The following is a 19,053-nucleotide window of genomic DNA, read 5'->3' on the forward strand; positions in this document are numbered from 1 at the left end:
GTTAGCTGAAGCCGTCCCCATGGAAAGCGGAATGTTTTTCCGTAGCGGTCATTATCCTCTAAATTTAGTTGATTTTGATGAGGAGCTCTGATGAAGCCAAATAAGTTGGCTGTGAATAGTAACTTTTGAAAACGTTCTTATAAAAATATTTTTATAAAAGTCTTGCAATTGAAACAAGATACCATTATGATAAATAACATAACTTATTATGTTAGGTTTTCTGACATAAAGAAGGAGGATGCATTTATTGAAAAAGGTGGAAGCAATCATACGACCGGAAAAATTTCAGGACTTACGGCAAAAATTGTCCGCAATCGGCTTTGATGGGCTGACAGTGACAGAAGTTGCCGGGACAGGGAAACAAAAAGGCAAAGTGGGAGTTTATCGTTCCACCGCATTTGAGGTGACCTTACTTTCCAAACTGAAAATAGAATTAATTGTATCGGAAGACAGAGCAGATGAGATTGTCGGCCATATTATGGATGCTTGTAAAACAGAACAAATTGGAGATGGGAAAATTTTTATTTCGCCTGTCGAGCAGGTCATTCGGATAAGAACCGGTGAGAGTGGAACAAAAGCAATTTATTAAAAAGAAGGAGGAAACCATATGTTCAAAAAGGCTTTGTTATTCACAGTCCTATTATTTTTATGTACTACACCCGTATACGCCCAAGCACCGACACCCGAATCCTTGGAATTATCGATTAATCTTGTTTGGGTCATGTTAGGAGCCATTTTAGTTTTCTTTATGCATGCAGGTTTTGCCATGGTCGAATCAGGTTTTACGCGTTCGAAAAATACATTAAATATATTAATGAAGAACTTTTTAACTATCTGCACAGCTGCTTTACTATTTTTTATAGCCGGATACGGTATTATGTTTGGTTCTTCTACCGGTTCTATTATTGGAACGAACGGTTTTTTCTTAAATGGTGTAGAAGATATTGGATTTTTTGTATTCCAGGCGATGTTTGTGGCAACATGCGCTACCATTATTTCTGGAGCTGTTGCAGAACGCATTAAATTAGGAAGTTATATACTTATCGTTGTCGCGATGACTGCATTTATTTATCCCGTCGTCGGTCATTGGATTTGGCAGGATAATGGATGGTTAACAACTTTGGGATTCAGTGATTTTGCAGGTTCTACAGTTGTTCACTTAACCGGAGCAACAGGGGCATTAGTAGTGACACTCGTTCTTGGTCCAAGAATTGGAAAATACAGTGGCAAGAACGTAAATGTTATTCCAGGACATAATTTACCTTTAGGAGCTCTTGGTATTTTTATACTTTGGCTGGGCTGGTTCGTATTTAACGGCGGAAGTACTCTAGCTGCCGACCCGTCCCTGGTGCCATATGTTATTGGTACAACACTTTTATCAACATCCGCAGCACTCATATCTTCTTCATTCTATACAAAGCTGCGTTTTAAAAAAATGGATGCATCATTATCCATGAACGGTGTTTTAGGAGGTTTGGTCGGTATCACTGCCGGAGCGGCAGAAATTTCATTAGGCGGGTCTATTATTATCGGCTTGGTCTCCGGGATTTTATTAGTCGAAGCCATCCGATTTATCGATACTAAATTACGTATCGATGATCCAGTGGGAGCTATTGCCGTACATGGAGTTTGTGGAATTTGGGGTACTTTGGCTATCGGATTTTTCTCTATGGATACAGGGTTATTTTACGGCAATGGGGTTACCCAGCTAGGGATTCAAGCAACCGGTGTTTTATCAGTAATGATTTGGGTTTCTATCACAGCAGGAGGTTTTGCTTACGTATTAAATAAAATTTCACCAATCCGTGTATCTGCGGAAGAAGAGGAAGCCGGGTTGGATTTTACAGAACATGGATCCAGTGCATACCATTTTAAAGACAATTTGATGGAAGGAACAACAACCTTAAAAGCACCTGTTGGACTTGCGGATCGTTTGAATCAGGGTACATCCGGCCAGCCTTCAGCCAAATCTTCTTAAAAAGAACAGACTGCAGAGATCAAAACAATCCTCTGCAGTCTGTTCTTTCTTCCATTACTTGTTATCTTCTGTTTCTTTTTCCTCTACTCCAGCTAACAGATTATCTGCCTTTTTATCTTCATTATAATGTAATACTTCTTCAGAAGGCTGATATTTTTTTCCGTAGATTTCTTTGTCTTTGTATGTATGAATATCTTCATACATCTTTTTCATTTGACTGTAAATGACTTCTTCGGAATCATTTTCTGGCGACCAGTATAAAATCTCCATAGGCGTTTCTTCATCCGTTGCCAGCGATTTGCGGTTATATCCAATTGACGTTGCATGATGAAAACCTTCACGCGAATAAAATTTTAATCTCTTCTTAGAGTCTGTATCTTCATATTTAACTGGTTCTACTTCCAGTATAATCGCCTTGCCTTTTTCTTTCAGCTTGTCCATCAGCTGATGACCAATCCCCTGCCCTCTTGTATTTGCAGAGACCCAGAGATAGTCAATAAAAATAAACGTATCAAATTCTGCATACATCAATACATGCTTCGGGCTCTCATCTTTAAAATAAACATCGCTCTTTTCTGCCAGTAAAAGCTCCATATGCTGTTTAGATTTCATTTCTTCTACCGGAAAATAATCGTTCAGCTTTTCATACCAGTTCATACAAGTTGCTCCTTTTTCGATTATTGAGTTTTATTATAACCGATTATATTTTAATTGTGAAATCACAACTGGATGAAGTAACTGCCAGATACAAAAATAACAAACACAAAAGCCGCAGAATCCTCTGCGGCTTTTGTGTTTACTCCTCTTCTTCTTTTCCTTTTAAATAATCGACACCTTCTGTATACGTATTATTAGCATTCCACAGTAAAAATTCGTCGATGCCATTTTCATATAAGGCTTCAATTTGTGCTTCTACTTCGGCTTGCCCATATTCAAATGTTGATCCGCTATATAACCATGGAGCACTGAAATCCTGCAGCCACGGCCTGGACAGCGGCGGTTCATCCAAGTCGCCTAATACGTCATTTTCCACTTGAGAATATTCATCAACAAGAGCATACGGTTCTTCATCCGGATTATCAAGTCCGAAGTAAGGACCCCAATGGCTTGGATAAATCATAGATGAAATAATATCCACGTTCTCCGAGATTTTCGAGAAGTTTTGACCAATTCCAGGTGTTTCCTCGATCGTGGCTGCATATCCGAAAATGTCCACGGAAACATCTACATCATAATTACTCAGTTCTTCCCGGGCATAACTAACAAAATCAGTTACCGCTTCAACACGTTTTTGCGTATTATCCATGTCTAAGTCTGCATAATCTCCCATTGTATATTCCAAATCTTCGTCTCTTGTTTCAAAGCCTTCCGGAAAACGGACATAATCAAATTGAATTTCTTTAAAGCCCATTTCTGCTGCCATTTTAGCAATTTCTACATTATAATCCCATACTTCTTTCTCAAATGGGTTAACGAAAGCATCTCCCCCGCCATTTGTCCAAACTTCTCCGTTTTCTTGAAAGGATAAATCGGGACGCTCTTCAGCTAATATACTATCTTTAAACACAACGATACGTGCAATCGGATAAATTTCTTCCTGTTCCAAACGCTCCATCATCGCTTCCGGATCGGAAATATATGTTGTTCCGATATCTTCATAAACCGAACCTTCTTCCGGAGCATATGTGATATTCCCGTAATCTTCTTTCACGTCAATGACCATGGAGTTTAGCGACGTAGAAGATATTAAATCTATCAAACCATCAAACTTTTCTCCTCCAGCTGAATGGCCAGTAACATACAGACCCCGGACTGCATCTGGATATGTAAAGTCATAATCTGATGTAATGAGAAATCGGCTTAACTGCTGAGATGTATCTATTTCTTCTAAACTGGTGGTCCGCTCTTTATGAGATGTTGCTGTTACGTCTGCGCCATCTTCTGCACGAACTTCTTCTGCTTGCCCCATACCGACAAATGCTGCACCAGCAACAGCACAAGTCATCACCAAGCTCTTCCATTTCCTCATCCAATCAATCTCCCATATGTATATATTTTCTTACTATTATAAAGGAATTTTGAGCGTTTTTAAAAGGAAAAATCGAAAAAAGAGGAAAAAAGTTTTATTTTGTTATGATGGAAGGCTGCTTAAATGATTCAGGAAAAAAAGGCAGGGATTATCTTGATTTCTCATGTATAAGTTCCCTTGCAATTTGGCAAAAATAAACTTATAATAAACTTAATTTAATACCAAAAGCATAGAAGAAGATAAAGTACATTTTTTCCGCTGATTGCAGAGAGCTTGTGGTGCTGGAAACAAGTATCAAGGGAAGATGGAATTGGGCTTTGGAGCTTTTTAACAATGAAGTGATTCTATTTTATAGAATAATCAGGGTGGCAACACGGTTCATTCGTCCCTAATTTAGGGATGAGTGGGCTTTTTTATTGCCTGGGAAATAATTCAACCTTCCCCCTTGATGACGAAACCTTCTCAGGTGACACTATTTTTACTTATAATAAATAAATGAGGTGAAGACTTTGCAAACCATTTTTTCAGGAATTCAGCCCAGCGGTACTTTGACTCTGGGAAATTATTTAGGCGCACTACAACAATTTGTCGAGTTACAGGATGAGTACGATTGTTACTTCTGTATTGTAGATGAACACGCTATAACTGTTCCGCAAGACAGATTGGCATTAAGAAAAAATATTAAATCATTAGCTGCACTTTATTTGGCTTCAGGAATTGACCCGAATAAAGTCACCCTTTTTATCCAATCCGAGGTTACGGAGCATGTTCAACTGGCTTGGATTCTGCAGTCCATCAGCTATGTGGGCGAATTAGAAAGGATGACACAATATAAGGATAAATCACAAGGGAAAGAAGCTGTTTCTTCTGCTTTGCTGACTTATCCATCTCTGATGGCAGCTGATATACTATTGTATAATACAAATGTTGTTCCGGTTGGAGATGATCAGAAGCAACATTTGGAGCTGACTCGTAACTTAGCACAGCGTTTTAATCACCGCTTCAACGACATTTTTACCATCCCGGAAATCCGTATTCCTAAAGTTGGTGCACGTATTATGTCCTTGCAAGATCCAACGAAAAAAATGAGTAAATCAGATACAAATCAAAAGGGATATATCTCTATGCTGGATGAGCCAAAGCAAATCGAGAAAAAAATCAAAAGTGCCGTGACAGATTCAGAAGGCATTGTACAATTTGATAAAGAAAATAAACCGGGCGTTTCGAATTTATTAACAATTTATTCCGTTTGTACCGGGGAATCCATTGAAAGTATCGAAGAAAAATATGCAGGTAAGGGATATGGTGACTTTAAACAAGGCACAGCGGATGCTGTTATCAATGTTTTAGTACCAATTCAAGAGAAGTATAACGAATTAATCGACTCTGAAGAATTAGATGTTATCCTGGATAAAGGAGCAGACAAAGCTTCCTTTACTGCAGGTAAAACATTAAAAAAAGCGAAAAAAGCTGTAGGATTAGGCAGAGTCAGAAAATAAATAAATCCCGGGGAGTGTATAAGTTTGCACTTCCCAGGATTTCATAGTTTAGTTTTGCTTCGATGTATTTTCTTCAGATTCCATTTCAGCTTCCCACATTCTTTCCAAGAAATCCTGCCCGCGGATTAATTTCCTGCAGAGCTCTTCATGCGCCTGACTCCAGCCATTTTTCAAAGCCGTATACAGCGCTTCCCAAACTTCCTCTTCATCCATATATTTAATAGACGGATATTTTTTTGGATTCCATTCAGTAAGCCAGTATCGTAATTCTTGTTTATCATTCGTTGTCTTTAACTGATCTAAACCAATCATTAGAAGTTGTTTAAGCTGGCGTTCTCTTCTTGTCAGCCCATAAACAAAAGACGGCGGCATAGAAAGCATATGATATTCTTTTTGATAGTTCTCATATTGCAAATCGTATGTTTTTTGTTCTGCTTTTTCAATCATGCTATATACTAATTGCTCTTGTCTGGGAATTAATCTGCTTTTTCTCACTGGAATATAATATCCTGCCGTATCAAAAGCGAGAATTTCCATCCCGTCTGTTATCACAGCGGCATACTCCAACACCGTTCTTTTTTGTCCTTTTCGTATTGTTGCTCTTTTGTAAATCGAATCGAGTAGATCTTTTGGAAGTTCAAGAATATCGTTTTCGATATATTCAAAAAGCTCACTCGATATGTACAATAGTGGCACTTGATCCAACAATTCAATAGAATCAGATTTTCTCCATTCATGAAAGGGGCAGACATTATATCCATTTTCTTCCCCTTCAAACCAATTTACCCATGCATCATGTAAATATAACATTTCCCTAACCCCACCTTATCTGCCATTTTAAATCTCTTCGTTCAAAAAAGAATGCTTTCCAGCCATAACATACTGTAGACGTTTATTCTCTTTGAACTTGAAGGTTAAAATACATTATGACCATCTCACATATTTTTATGCGAAAACACTTATTTTTCTACGTTAAAATGACGGAGTGAAATCAATAACAGGAATAAGCCTAAAGGAAGAAAGTAACATTCCAAGCGTCCTGCTATAAACACAAAATAATCAGTCCATGTTAATCCGGCAGGGAGAAAATTAAAATAAGCTATCACGGTAACGCTTCCTGTAACTGTCATTCCGAATCCGACTAGAAATAAAAAGAAAGAACCCATCGCCTCGCCTCGCTTGCTTGTCCGATTAATATCATTCTATGTGCTTGTCCCTTAGAAAATACAAATTTTTATGACTTACATAAAAGAAAAAGCCTACCTCTTCTATAAGAGATAAGCTTTCCACCTTTAAGCTTCATATTTTTTAAATACGAGTGCTACATTATGTCCGCCAAAACCTAAGGAATTACTTAAGACTGCATTCACTTTCTGTTCTCTGGCTTCGTTAGGAACATAATCTAAATCACATTCAGGATCTGGATATTCGTAATTCACTGTTGGAGGGACAATACCATCAATAATTGCTTTAATGGAAATAATTGCTTCAACTGCCCCTGCAGCTCCCAATAAATGACCTGTCATTGATTTTGTTGAAGAAATAGCAAGGCTGGATGTTTTTTGCTCACCAAAAACATCTTTAATCGCCTGGGTCTCAAATTTATCATTTAAATCCGTGCTTGTCCCGTGCGCATTCACATAATCAATATCATTGGATTGCAGTTTCGAATCCTTTATTGCTTCTTGCATCGCACGCGCGGCGCCTTCCCCATTTTCAGCAGGTGCTGTAATATGATATGCATCCCCTGTTGCTCCATAACCGGCAATCTCTGCATAAATGTTTGCACCGCGTTCTAGGGCCGATTCAAGCGATTCTAAAATCAGAATACCAGAGCCTTCTCCCATGACAAAACCATTTCTTTCTTTATCAAATGGGCGGCTTGCTTTTTTCGGATCCTCTGTTGTACTTAACGCTTTCGCTGAAGAGAATCCGGCAAATGCCATATTACTGATTGGCGCTTCCGTACCGCCTGTAATCATGGCATCAGCATCTCCTCGTTGAATTGCTTTGAATGCATCTCCAATGGAGTTTGCGCCAGAAGAGCAGGCTGTCACTGTACAAGAGTTAATCCCTTTTGCTCCTAATTGAATGGATACTTGGCCAGCAGCCATGTCCGGAATCATCATTGGTACAAAGAAAGGGCTGACACGCTTTGGACCCTTCTCTAAAAATTTAGAATGCTGGTCCTCCCACGTTTTCATTCCGCCAATACCAGAGCCAATCCAGACACCAACACGGCTTGCATTTTCCTCTGTTATTTCTAATTTTGCATCATCAACTGCCATTTGGGCAGCTGCAACTGCAAATTGCGTAAATGGATCCATTTTACGAGCATCTTTCTTGTCCATATAGTCGCTTGGATCAAAATCCTTCACCTCAGCAGCTGCTTTCGCCGTAAATAACTCTTTATCTACCTTTGTTACAAAGTCAATACCCGATTTTCCATTACGTATACTCTCCCACATTGCAGCAACATCATTGCCGACGGGAGTGATAGCTCCTAGTCCTGTTATTACAACTCTTTTTTCCACGATTGTTATCCTCCTTAATTAAATAAGAATCAGCTTCCCCAGCGCAAAGCAACAGCTCCCCAGGTTAAGCCTCCTCCAAATCCAACTAATACGATTAAATCATTATCTTTTATTTTACCTTCTTTTACTGCTTCAGACAAAGCCATAGGTATCGAAGCAGAAGAATTATTTCCAAAACGCTCAATCGATTTTGCCATTTTGTCTTCGGAAATACCTAAACGCTCTCTGGCAGCCTCCATAATCCGGATATTTGCCTGATGCGGAACAAGATAATCCACATCTTCACGGGACAATCCTACTTTCTCAACAACATGAATAGTAGACTCCGGCATTTGCCGTACCGCAAATTTAAACACTTCTCTTCCATTCATAACAATATGGTCTTCTTTATTTAAATAAAGTTCCTTCCCGCCAGCACCATTTGCACCTAGTTCAAAGGATAGTATCCCTTTTCCTTCAGATACTTCCCCGATAACAGCTGCTCCGGCACCGTCACCAAATAAAACACAGGTGGAACGGTCTGTCCAATCCGTTATTTTCGACAGCTTCTCAGCCCCGACTACAAGTACTTTTTTGTATGCACCGGCAGCCACAAATTGATTTGCTGTAATGACTCCATACATAAACCCGGCACAGGCTGCACCGACATCCATTGCAGCAGCATTTACAGCGCCCAATCGTTCTTGAATCAGGCAGGCAATGGATGGAAAAGCTGTATCTGGTGTTACCGTTGCTACTAAAATTAAATCAATATCTGCTGCAGGAACATCCGCTTCTTTTAATGCTTCTACGGATGCTTCATATGCCATATCTGAAGTATCAATATCATCTGTAGCTAACCTTCTTTCATGGATTCCTGTTCTGGTTCGTATCCACTCATCATTCGTATCCACGATTTTCTCCAAATCATGGTTGGTAACTACATTTGTAGGTAAATAATGGCCGGTTCCTATAATACCGATACTCATCTAACCGCACTCCTCTTCTGTATAACATTAATATCAAACATTATGACTTGGTACTAATTTTAAGGTAAAATGCATGGGATAGCAAGTTACAATTTTCATGGAGTATACAAACGTTGCTACCCATTTCATCATATTACGGTCCTCTCCGTATGAGTTTATCTAAACAGCATCTCAAACCTGCATCAATATTCATTCGGTAACAAACCTGTTTCCATATATGCCTCAATATCATCTTCCACCTGCATTTGTACATCATCGGGGACAGAAGGATGAAATTCACCTAAAGAAATAAATTCATCATTGAAATCATAGGTGTAGATTTTCCCTTCTAATTCCTGCTGATTAAAATTATCTGCTACCAATTGGTATAGTTCACCAATATGCTGAATTGTGCTGGTTAAAACAGCATTAGGAGCAACTTCTCGCTGGTCAGTCATATAACCGATAGCATAAAGGTCATCTTGTTCAGCCTCTTGCAGGATACTTTCACTAAAAGCATCTCCAGTCGGATAAAAAACATCTACATTTTGCTCTTTCATCTTTGTATAATTATCCAAAGCTAGTTCCGTATCATTCCAGTCATTTAAGTAATCCAACGTAATCTCTGCTTCTTGATTTACATAATTTACACCTTCAAAAAAACCTTCTACTTCCGGCTGCCAATAATAAGCCGAAATAACTCCTATTTCATTGCTTTCTGTCATATTTCCTGCTACCATACCGGCAAAAAAACCCATTGCATGCGCATTAAAATTTAAAGAGGTTACGTTCTCACCAGATTCACCGCCATTTACATATACAAATTGGACGTCCGGATAACTTTCAGCAAGCGACATAAAATATTCTCCGTAGATATTGCTATGACCGTAAATCAGGTTAACACCATTATTTACAAATTCATCAACCGTTTCTTGCACTTGGTGCATGGTTTCTATCTTTTCCTCATAATACACATTAATATCGTAGGAATCGCCGATTTCTTGCATTGCTTCATATCCTTGTTCTGTCCAAGGATTATTATCTATTTCTGTATCCGTTATAAACCCGACATTTTGTATTTGATCTGCTTCAAAATAAGAACAAGCAGACAGTGTGCAAATCAGGGAGAAAAGGATTAGGGAATAGTAGATATATTTCACGTTAGCACACCCATTCTGTTATCGCAGTAGCTTATTAAATGTTTGTATTGCTTTGATGACTGTTTCTATACTTCTATTTTCCAGTAGAACCTGCTTTTTTTCAACTTTTGTGATTGTTACGTTATCATTAATGGAAATAATCTCTATGAAGGCAGGCAAATCAGTCAATGTTATCCATTGCATAAATACGCTTAAAAAATCTTTCATGTATAGAGCCTTCTTTTTCCATTGTTCATCTGTAAAGGACAGGGTACTGCCATCCAGAATCAATCCATTCTCATCCATTTCCATCCCCTCGCCAATCAGATATGGCGCATAAATGATTGTTGTACGAGGCGTTTTCAGTTTCACATTTAATTGACGGTTTGTTTGAATCTGAAATATTTTCTTTGCATGCCGGTCTAACGCTTTTATTTCTGTATGATTGATAACTATTGCCAGATCATACTCTTTTTTCACCTGGTCCACTTCTTGAAAATGACTGTTTCGTCCAAAAAAATCTTCTAATTCCGAATCAATTTGCTTATCACGAATACCATCAACATAACAACCATCCTCCAAGAACTTTGTTACAATATGATAGCCTGCCCAATGATTGTGGGGTATAACCAATATATGCAAGTAAAACACTCCCTTCTATTTCGAGTTATTCCAAATGTTTGTGTCTCTGCTCAAAGGTTATTTCGAAAAAGATGGCCATCTTCCGGATAAGATTTATTCATGATTTTTTAATTTCTTTCAAGCAAGGTAAGATTTTTCGTGTTAAAATGTTATTATATGAAAAGGATGTTTTTTAGACAAGTTAGTAAAGCGAGGTGGACATATGCGTTTTATTGGAACTATTTTTTGGGCTGTAGTTATTGCTTTAGCCGTTGCTTATGTATTAACAAGTATGGGAGCGCAGCCGTTTGTTATTCGTGATGCACTCATTGTAGCAGGCATCTTTTCTGTATTTGTTTTTGCTATAGCCGGTTTCGTATTGAAAGAAGACACCGAATAAGGAAAAACCCCTTGTCTTAGTATATGCGGCAAGGGGTTTCAATATTTCAGCGGAATCTGTAAAGATATTTATATACTCAACTTACGCATTTTAAAAGTAACTTCCTTTCCATAGGAACAGGAGCTGGTTGTTTCTTCCATCTATCTGTTGATAAATGTGGGAAGGGTGAGGTGTGAGGTATAAGAATACCGCTGCGGCGGACCGTTTCGCGTCGGAAAGCGGAGTGGTTGGCCGGAGCGGAAGCTGTACACCATACCCTGTTCAAAAAATAAAAGGATGACTTAACTCAAAGCAAGCATGATAATAGAGAGCCTGTTTATCTTGAAACAGCAAGGTTTATACGCTTATTCTTAAGTGCGAAAGTAGGGTACAAAAATAAAAGTTCTATGTCTGTATTTTTCAGCATATTTACATATAAAGGACATGCTCGAAATGAAAAGTAAAATAAAGGAAGGTATTTAAAATGGATGCTTTAAGTAATTTATGGACATTGATCCAGTATTTTATTCTTGGTATCGTTCAAGGAGTAACCGAACCAATTCCGGTATCCTCCAGCGGACACTTAATTATTATCAGGGAATTGTTCAATATCGAAGCCAGAGGGCTTTCTTTTGAAATATTTGTTAACTTTGCTTCCCTGTTAGCAGTTATGCTAATTTACCGTAAAGATATTGTGCGTTTAATCGTCAATACGTGGAATTTTTTATTCAAAGGGGATAAAACCGTCAAAAGTGATTTTATGTTTGTTGTTTATCTCGTCATCGCAACGATTCCAGTAGGGTTTATCGGTTTGCTGTTTGGAGACGTGCTTGGCGAAACATTAAGCGGCACAAATGTAGTTGGAATTACATTACTTATTACCGCCCTTTTTCTTTGGATTATTCGTAACCTCAGAGGGCGCAAACAAGATGGAGACCTCTCCACGAAAGACGCTGTGATTGTCGGTCTTGTTCAATCCATAGCTGTCACACCAGGGATAAGCAGATCCGGCGCTACCATCGTCGCTTCGATGCTTGTCGGCATGAAAAAGGAAACAGCTTTACGTTTTTCTTTCCTGCTTTATATTCCGGTAAGTCTTGGCACGGGTATTCTTGAAATCCCTGAAATCGCTCAGGATCCAGCAATTGGGCAGCTGTGGGCGCCTTATCTGGTGGCATTTATTACCGCATTTATTGCCAGCTTCTTCGCCCTTAAATGGTTTATGAATATCATGCGCCACGGAAAATTAGAGTATTTCGCATACTACTGTGTCGTCGTTGGTCTTCTTGTATTGCTTTTTCTATAATATTTTGTATAAAAAGAAGGCATCTGCAAAATGAATATAATGCAGATGCCTTCTTTTATTTAGCAAGGAGAACCGTTGTCACACTCCTGCGTCAAAAAGAACATGAAATTCAGTTTATCAATCCGGAATGCCTAAGGCAATTTTCGCATAACGTGACATATTCTCTTTACCCCAAGGCGGATCCCAAACAATATTGACATTCACTTCTTTTACCTCTGGAATATCTGATAAAGCATGTTTGATATCCGCTTCAATATGCGCAGACAGCGGACATCCCATCGCAGTTAATGTCATGGTAACTTCACATATACCTTCTTCATCCAAATCAACACCATATATTAAACCAAGATTGACAATATCAATACCCAATTCTGGATCAATTACATTTTCCAATGCTCCCATAAGATATTCTTTCATTGATTCATCCATGTGCGTTATCCTCCTTTCCCTTACTTCTATTAAACCATACTTTAACATGTTATAAAATCATTTTACAACAGATGCCACTCAAACCAGTCTGCAGCATAATGCATTGCTGGAACACTTACTTTATGTTCCCTGCCTTTTTCCCCAATAAATTGAAGGTTTTCTTTCTTTTTATAAAATGACTGTACTGTCTGATAAAAAGTATAGGACTGTTCAAAAGGCACTACTTTATCATTTTCACCATGCCAGAACATCAACGGGCGTTCTTTTAGCGAATCCATATGAGCAGATAAATCAATATCCGTCAGCTTTTGGAATAAATGATCCAAGTCTTCCCGTGTAAATGGAGACTGTCCATTCTTTTCCACATAATGCAATAATTGTTTAGCGTACATTTCCAGTTTTGGTGTCCCCATCATAACCGCTGCCGCATTCACCCAAGGATATTTGACAAGCGCAGCACTTGTGGTTATACCTCCCATACTCGTTCCGGCCACACCTAATGCGTTTTCTTTTAAAAGATTATTATCCAAGAGATACTGATGAAAGATAGCCAGTTCACTTATGTTTTTTAATACGATTTCAAAAAAAGCCAGTTGCCGCTTTTCATCGGACAAACCGCCGTTTCTCTCGCCATGATGCAGCGCTTCCGGCAAAAGCACACGAAAACCTTTTTCAGCAAGCATATAAGCAATAGGCAAATTCTGTTCTTTTGCGCTTGTAAAACCGTGAAAATAGATAACAGTCGGCCGCGCTTCTCCATCATATTTTTGATCCATAACATGTAAACAAGGTATCCCCTTAATTGGTTCCTGATAAATCCCTATCATCTTTGACACGCTTCCTTTCACTTAGCTACATACTACCTTTATTGTAAAGTTTTTGTAATATTTTTCGCAAATAAAGCAGCTTTTATTTAACTTTTCTTTACTTTACATATTCTCAAATCATGGTAGGATAAAGTTAGATGAGAGGTGAAGGAATGGAAAACAAAAACAGACATTTGATCGCACTTGATTTGGATGGCACCTTATTAAGTGATGACAAGAAAATAAGTAACCGGAATAAACAAGTAATCGCACAGGCTATTGAAGAGGGGCACGTGGTTGTCATTGCTACCGGCAGACCCGGCCGCGCCAGTATACAATACTATCAGGAACTCCAGTTAAAAACGCCCATGGTAAACTTCAATGGAGCTTTTGTACATCACCCTCTGGATACCAGCTGGAAAGGGATTCATACCCCGATGCCTCTGCCTACCGCGCATCGGATTATTGATGTTTCCAACGAAGTGAAAGTAAATAATATATTAGCTGAGGTACAGGATCAGGTTTATTTAGATCAATATAGTGAGGACTTAATGTCGATCTTTCAAGGCTTCCCGGAGGAATCTCCCTATATTATCGGGAATATTAAGTCGAAATTAAAAAATGATCCGACTTCTGTTCTTATCTATCCAGATGCCTCTCAAGTACAACGATTACGGGCACATTTAAATGATTATCACGCGGAGGTAATCGAGCATCGTAAATGGGGAGCGCCATGGAATATTATTGAAATCATTAAAAAAGGCATGAACAAAGCAGTCGGACTGAAACGTATAGCGGACGAATACCATATAGCAAGAGAAAATATCATTGCTTTTGGTGATGAAGACAATGACTTAGAGATGATTGATTATGCCGGTGTCGGCGTTTCTATGGGAAATGCGATTGATGAACTTATCTCCGTTTCCAAACACCAGACCCTGTCGAATGAAGAAGACGGTATAGGCGTGTTTTTAGAAGAATATTTAAATCTGAATAAGAAAAATATTATTATATAATTTTTGGAAAGCTGCCATTTGCAACTTTCCTTTCTTTATCTCTTTTTGATTTTCTGTTAATATAAACTTACGAACAATTACTTGAGGAGGTAAGTACATGGCAATACATATTTCGCCGACACCGAATCCAAATGCGATGAAATATACAGCAGACAGTGTTATTTTTTCAGGCACAAGCAGTATTTCTGTCATGCCCGGTGATGTAAGTGAACATGAAATTTTAAATGAACTAATGAAATTGGAAGACGTTGATAACGTTTTTGGTTACCAAAATTTTATTACAGTAAATAAACATTTTGACGCGGATTGGGAAAATATCAATCCAAAAGTAGAAGAAATACTTGCGAATTTTGGTTATTAAAAAAAGAGGCTGGGAATCCCGGCCTCTTTTTTTACTGTCTAAAAGCAAGTTCCAAACCTTATTCTTCTGTATCTATCGGTACATAATTTGGATTTATTTCCTCATTATCCGCGTCTTTTCCATACATTACAACAACTGGGGGCTCTTCTTGATTCAGTGTTTCTTCCGAGAAACTCTCCATGATTTCAAATTGTTGAAAAGAATCTGATTCTGCTTCTTCCAATTCAATCATTTCTTCCTCTTGAATCGTCTCATCATCCTGCTCTACTCGATAAAAGAAAGCCTCTGCGTCTGTCTGCACTTGACCAATAATATGGAACTGTTCTCCATCTGCTGTAATATCAATTTCCTGGAACATTACTGTGCTTGCTATTTCATCATTCTCACCGGGTGCAGACGGTTCAATTACTTCTTCCTCCCTATTCCCGCAACCTGCTAACAACATTACTGCAGCAATCATAACATACCAACGTTTCATCCTATACACACCTTTTTAATCTTTTCTGAAGAAACCATAAACACCGGCGGTTTCCACAATATTTGTAAATGCTTCCGGGTCTACTTCATTTATAATTCTTTCCAAATCATACAGTTCATATCTCGTCACAACCAGATACATCAGACTTTTATCCGCTTTTGTATAAGCACCCTTTGCAGGTAAAATAGTTATTCCGCGAACCATTGTATCATGAATAGCTTTTTGAAGCTCGTCAGTTTTCTTGGTAACAATAAATGCCGTCACTTTTTCATAACGTGTATGAATAGTATCAATGACCCGGGTTGTTACATACAATGTCAGCATCGTGTATAAAGCATTTTCAGGTTCATACAAAATACCGGCAATAACAATAATCAAAGAATTCATGATTAAAAAATATTTCCCAATCGGTTGATCTTTCAAACGGGATAAAATCATGGCAATAATATCCATACCGCCTGTAGAAGCACCTGCTTTTAATGTTATCCCGACAGCGACCCCGGCGATAACACCGCCAAACACCGCATTTAAAATAATATCTTCTGAGATCGAAATCAATGGCAATATTTCTAAAAATAAAGTAGAGAAAAATACGGATATAACACTATAAATCGTAAACCCTTTCCCTACCTTTAACCAGCCCAAAATCAGGACAGGAATATTTAGAATGGCTAATAGAATACCTGTAGATAAACCAATTCCAATGAAATCGTTAAAAATACTGGATAACAATTGGGCGGCCCCTGTAAAACCGCTGGCATAAACATTTGCTCCAATCAGGAAGAAATTTAGAGCAACTGCATTCAGTAATGCCCCAATGATAACAATACTTATCCTTTTTGCTTCAACATAAAACACAACACAGCCTCCTTCAGTGAAATTTTTGACTAAATATACAATGCAACGTAAACTTAATATATAATCTTACTCTTAAAGAAATGGATGTGGTTATAATGACAGTCACTATTCTGGCAGACAGTGCATGTGATTTATCCGAACATTATTATAACGAATATAATATTGAAATGATACCTTTAACTGTTCACCTGGAGTCAAAAGATTATCAGGACAGTATTGACATTTCCTCGAAGACAATTTATGATGCCATGCGGAAAGGCGAAGCACCAAAAACTTCGCAGGCGTCAGCAAATCAGTTTAAAGACATCTTCACATCCTACACAGAAGCTGGAAAACCTTTACTCTATATTGCATTTTCTTCCGAATTATCAGGAACCTGTCAAGCTGCTAAAATGGTAGAACAAGAAATCAAAGAGACTGACCCGGAAGCACCTCTGCATATTATTGATTCCAAATGTGCCTCCCTGGGACTTGGTCTGGTTGTACTGGAAGCTGCTAAAATGGCGCAGAAAGGTTTTTCCTTCCAGGATATTATTGAACAAACGGAAAAAAATACTGCAAAAATGGAACACATATTTACAGTGGATAACTTAGAATATTTGTATCGTGGCGGCCGTGTCAGCAAAACAGCAGCTTTTGTCGGCGGCTTATTAAATATAAAACCGCTCCTGCATGTAGATGAGGGAAAACTTATTCCTCTGGAAAAAATCCGCGGCACAAAAAAAGTACTTAAGCGTATGGTCGATGTCATGGACAAGCGCGGCAGCAATTTGCAAAAACAAATCATCGGCATCAGTCACGGAGATGATTTACCGCGGGCCCGCGAACTGTCAAAAATGATACAGGACAGATTCGGAGTAAAAGAAGAAAACATTATCATCGAAATGGTCGGATCTGTAATTGGTGCCCATTCCGGCCCTGGAACACTGGCGCTTTTTTTCCATAATACGTAAAACATACACATTCCTTTGAATGAAAAATAGATTTGACGTTTTCTGTTTAGCGTCAAATCTATTTTTTTGACCTCTCTTCTTTACTGAAAACGAATTAAGAAGTATTTTTTCTTTCCTCTGCGGATGACTGTGAAAGCATCACCTAAACGGTCCGCTTCATTGACGGTATACGCTGCATCTTGAACACGTTCCCCATTGATGTAGACAGCTCCATTTTTCACATCTTCCCTTGCTTGGCGTTTGGATGAAGAAATAGAAGCATCCACTAGTAAATCAACCAGTCCGATTGGTTCTTTTACTGTATCATAGTTTGGAACATCCTTAAATGCCTGCTCTACTTCATCCAGCTGCAACTGTTTAATATCCCCGCTGAATAATGCTGCGGAAATTCTCTGTGCCTGCTCTAGAGCGGCTTCATCATGAATGCTTCGAGTCATTTCTTCCGCCAGACGGCGTTGCGCAACACGTTTTTCCGGCTGTGTTTCTACTTCTTTTTCCAATTCTGCGATTTCTTCATCAGCTAAAAAAGTAAAATATTTGATAAAACGGATGACATCACGGTCATCGGCATTAATCCAAAACTGGTAAAATTCGTATGGTGACGTTTTTTCAGCGTCTAACCAGATCGCGTTTCCAGCGGTTTTTCCAAATTTGGTACCGTCTGCTGTTGTAATCAATGGCACGGTCAAACCGTAAGCTTCAGCCGTCTCCCCTTGATTTTCTCTGGAACGTCGAATAAGTTCCAATCCAGCTGTGATATTTCCCCACTGATCACTGCCGCCAATCTGTAATGTACAATTTTCTTCTTCATATAATCGTAAAAAGTCTAAAGATTGCAGAATCATATAAGTGAACTCTGTAAAGGTAATTCCCTGTTCCAGTCTTGCAGCAACTGAATCTTTGGACAACATGTAATTGATCCCGAAGTGTTTTCCCGCACCGCGCAGGAAATCAATAATTGTCATATTCCCAAGCCAGTCATGGTTATTACGAGCTACAACTTGGTTATCACTGGATGAGTCATCCAGATCCACAATTCTGGCGATTTGCTTTTGGATACTTTCGGTAAATCCAAAAACAACTTCTTCTGTATTGAACCCCCGTTCACTGGAACGTCCGCTGGGGTCACCGATCATGCCGGTCCCGCCGCCGACTAATGCAATCGGCTTATGGCCAGCCCGCTGAAATCTGCGCAACATCGTTAAAGGAACCAGATGCCCAATATGCAAGCTGTCTGCCGTCGGATCAAATCCGCAGTATAATGTTACTTGATTATTTTCGAGATGTTTCTTTAATCCATCCCGATCTGTTACTTGATTTACTAGCCCTCTGTTTTCTAAATCCTGCAAAATATTCATGTTCTTTCCTCCATTAAGATGTTTTCGTTTTAACAGTACCTCTTGCTGCTAATCTGCATATTTCAGACACAATAAAAACCCGCCTCCTTTCCGGTGAGAAAGGGACGAGTTGAATTCGCGGTACCACCCTTGTTGCTATCATAAAATAGCCGCTTAAGATTTGTTAACGATGTTTTGCACCGTTCTTTTTATACAAAAGAAAAAACTCCAGACTGTAATTCGCACGTGAATATATACTGACTTACACCAGCCGTCAGTTCTCTGGGACAGGGATTCAGCAATGCTACTTCGATCTTTCAACGTTTATATAAAATAAATGGATATAATACTATTCATAGCATATATTCTTCTTCTACGCAAGC

The 19,053-nt window shown here is 38.7% G+C and carries 21 protein-coding genes and 2 other annotated features; of the genes, 8 read left to right on the plus strand and 13 right to left on the minus strand.

Features of this window, described 5'->3' with window-relative positions; all coding sequences use genetic code 11:
* Positions 1-247: 247 nt before the first annotated feature.
* Both ACFQ19_RS11915 and ACFQ19_RS11920 read left to right on the plus strand, forming a co-directional pair.
* Complete coding sequence (locus ACFQ19_RS11915) at positions 248-589, plus strand: P-II family nitrogen regulator (RefSeq protein ID WP_379592334.1); 342 nt, start codon at positions 248-250, stop codon at positions 587-589.
* A gap of 18 nt (positions 590-607) precedes the next feature.
* Entirely contained in the window at positions 608-1,978 is a 1,371-nt protein-coding gene (locus ACFQ19_RS11920) for an ammonium transporter (RefSeq protein ID WP_379592336.1), read from the plus strand.
* 54 nt (positions 1,979-2,032) lie between these two features.
* Here the strand turns inward: ACFQ19_RS11920 and ACFQ19_RS11925 are convergent, their stop codons facing one another.
* Both ACFQ19_RS11925 and ACFQ19_RS11930 read right to left on the minus strand, forming a co-directional pair.
* Entirely contained in the window at positions 2,033-2,635 is a 603-nt protein-coding gene (locus tag ACFQ19_RS11925; protein ID WP_379592338.1) for a GNAT family N-acetyltransferase, read from the minus strand.
* 139 nt (positions 2,636-2,774) lie between these two features.
* Positions 2,775-4,007, minus strand: a complete 1,233-nt coding sequence (locus tag ACFQ19_RS11930; RefSeq protein ID WP_379592340.1) for a putative glycoside hydrolase — start codon at positions 4,005-4,007, stop codon at positions 2,775-2,777.
* Between the two features lie 221 nt (positions 4,008-4,228).
* Positions 4,229-4,400: a binding site (T-box leader), on the plus strand.
* A 116-nt stretch (positions 4,401-4,516) separates the two neighbouring features.
* Here ACFQ19_RS11930 and trpS point away from each other — a divergent pair.
* The gene (trpS, locus tag ACFQ19_RS11935) at positions 4,517-5,506 is read left to right on the plus strand and encodes a tryptophan--tRNA ligase (RefSeq protein ID WP_379592342.1); all 990 of its coding nucleotides are present in this window, start codon (positions 4,517-4,519) and stop codon (positions 5,504-5,506) included.
* 48 nt (positions 5,507-5,554) lie between these two features.
* On the opposite strand, the gene ACFQ19_RS11940 is transcribed toward trpS, so the two are convergent.
* From ACFQ19_RS11940 to ACFQ19_RS11965, 6 genes are all read right to left on the minus strand, one after another.
* Entirely contained in the window at positions 5,555-6,316 is a 762-nt protein-coding gene (locus ACFQ19_RS11940) for a DUF3603 family protein (protein WP_379592344.1), read from the minus strand.
* Positions 6,317-6,465: 149 nt separating this feature from the next.
* Complete coding sequence (locus tag ACFQ19_RS11945; protein ID WP_379592346.1) at positions 6,466-6,672, minus strand: hypothetical protein; 207 nt, start codon at positions 6,670-6,672, stop codon at positions 6,466-6,468.
* A 126-nt stretch (positions 6,673-6,798) separates the two neighbouring features.
* Entirely contained in the window at positions 6,799-8,043 is a 1,245-nt protein-coding gene (fabF, locus tag ACFQ19_RS11950; RefSeq protein ID WP_379592505.1) for a beta-ketoacyl-ACP synthase II, read from the minus strand.
* Positions 8,044-8,069: 26 nt separating this feature from the next.
* Positions 8,070-9,008 (minus strand): beta-ketoacyl-ACP synthase III, encoded by a 939-nt coding sequence (locus ACFQ19_RS11955; protein WP_379592348.1) that lies wholly within the window; start codon positions 9,006-9,008, stop codon positions 8,070-8,072.
* 182 nt (positions 9,009-9,190) lie between these two features.
* Entirely contained in the window at positions 9,191-10,147 is a 957-nt protein-coding gene (locus tag ACFQ19_RS11960; protein WP_379592350.1) for a BMP family ABC transporter substrate-binding protein, read from the minus strand.
* Positions 10,148-10,165: 18 nt separating this feature from the next.
* Positions 10,166-10,768 (minus strand): hypothetical protein, encoded by a 603-nt coding sequence (locus tag ACFQ19_RS11965; RefSeq protein WP_379592352.1) that lies wholly within the window; start codon positions 10,766-10,768, stop codon positions 10,166-10,168.
* A gap of 202 nt (positions 10,769-10,970) precedes the next feature.
* Here ACFQ19_RS11965 and ACFQ19_RS11970 point away from each other — a divergent pair, with 202 nt between their 5' ends.
* Together ACFQ19_RS11970 and ACFQ19_RS11975 are read left to right on the plus strand one after the other, a co-directional pair.
* Positions 10,971-11,147 carry a DUF2929 family protein gene (locus tag ACFQ19_RS11970; protein WP_379592354.1) on the plus strand — a complete coding sequence of 59 codons (177 nt, stop codon included), beginning with the start codon at positions 10,971-10,973 and terminating at the stop codon, positions 11,145-11,147.
* A 463-nt stretch (positions 11,148-11,610) separates the two neighbouring features.
* Positions 11,611-12,432: an undecaprenyl-diphosphate phosphatase gene (locus tag ACFQ19_RS11975; protein ID WP_379592356.1), complete on the plus strand. Its 822-nt coding sequence runs from the start codon at positions 11,611-11,613 to the stop codon at positions 12,430-12,432.
* A gap of 117 nt (positions 12,433-12,549) precedes the next feature.
* Here the strand turns inward: ACFQ19_RS11975 and ACFQ19_RS11980 are convergent, their stop codons facing one another.
* Positions 12,550-12,861, minus strand: a complete 312-nt coding sequence (locus ACFQ19_RS11980; protein ID WP_379592358.1) for a metal-sulfur cluster assembly factor — start codon at positions 12,859-12,861, stop codon at positions 12,550-12,552.
* A gap of 62 nt (positions 12,862-12,923) precedes the next feature.
* Complete coding sequence (locus tag ACFQ19_RS11985; RefSeq protein WP_379592507.1) at positions 12,924-13,688, minus strand: prolyl oligopeptidase family serine peptidase; 765 nt, start codon at positions 13,686-13,688, stop codon at positions 12,924-12,926.
* 152 nt (positions 13,689-13,840) lie between these two features.
* Between ACFQ19_RS11985 and ACFQ19_RS11990 the strand changes: the two genes are divergently transcribed.
* Complete coding sequence (locus tag ACFQ19_RS11990) at positions 13,841-14,683, plus strand: Cof-type HAD-IIB family hydrolase (RefSeq protein ID WP_379592360.1); 843 nt, start codon at positions 13,841-13,843, stop codon at positions 14,681-14,683.
* Between the two features lie 97 nt (positions 14,684-14,780).
* Positions 14,781-15,044: a NifU N-terminal domain-containing protein gene (locus tag ACFQ19_RS11995; RefSeq protein ID WP_379592362.1), complete on the plus strand. Its 264-nt coding sequence runs from the start codon at positions 14,781-14,783 to the stop codon at positions 15,042-15,044.
* A gap of 58 nt (positions 15,045-15,102) precedes the next feature.
* On the opposite strand, the gene ACFQ19_RS12000 is transcribed toward ACFQ19_RS11995, so the two are convergent.
* Positions 15,103-15,522 (minus strand): hypothetical protein, encoded by a 420-nt coding sequence (locus ACFQ19_RS12000; RefSeq protein ID WP_379592364.1) that lies wholly within the window; start codon positions 15,520-15,522, stop codon positions 15,103-15,105.
* A 15-nt stretch (positions 15,523-15,537) separates the two neighbouring features.
* Positions 15,538-16,380, minus strand: coding sequence for a YitT family protein (locus ACFQ19_RS12005; protein WP_379592366.1), 843 nt, complete (start codon positions 16,378-16,380; stop codon positions 15,538-15,540).
* 95 nt (positions 16,381-16,475) lie between these two features.
* Here ACFQ19_RS12005 and ACFQ19_RS12010 point away from each other — a divergent pair, with 95 nt between their 5' ends.
* A complete protein-coding gene (locus tag ACFQ19_RS12010; RefSeq protein ID WP_379592368.1) occupies positions 16,476-17,333 on the plus strand; it encodes a DegV family protein in 858 nt (285 codons plus the stop codon).
* Between the two features lie 80 nt (positions 17,334-17,413).
* Here the strand turns inward: ACFQ19_RS12010 and tyrS are convergent, their stop codons facing one another.
* Complete coding sequence (tyrS, locus tag ACFQ19_RS12015; RefSeq protein ID WP_379592370.1) at positions 17,414-18,691, minus strand: tyrosine--tRNA ligase; 1,278 nt, start codon at positions 18,689-18,691, stop codon at positions 17,414-17,416.
* 97 nt (positions 18,692-18,788) lie between these two features.
* Positions 18,789-19,000: a binding site (T-box leader), on the minus strand.
* Positions 19,001-19,053: the final 53 nt, after the last annotated feature.

This window comes from Oceanobacillus locisalsi (assembly GCF_042675985.1).
GTDB lineage: Bacteria > Bacillota > Bacilli > Bacillales > Amphibacillaceae > Oceanobacillus > Oceanobacillus locisalsi.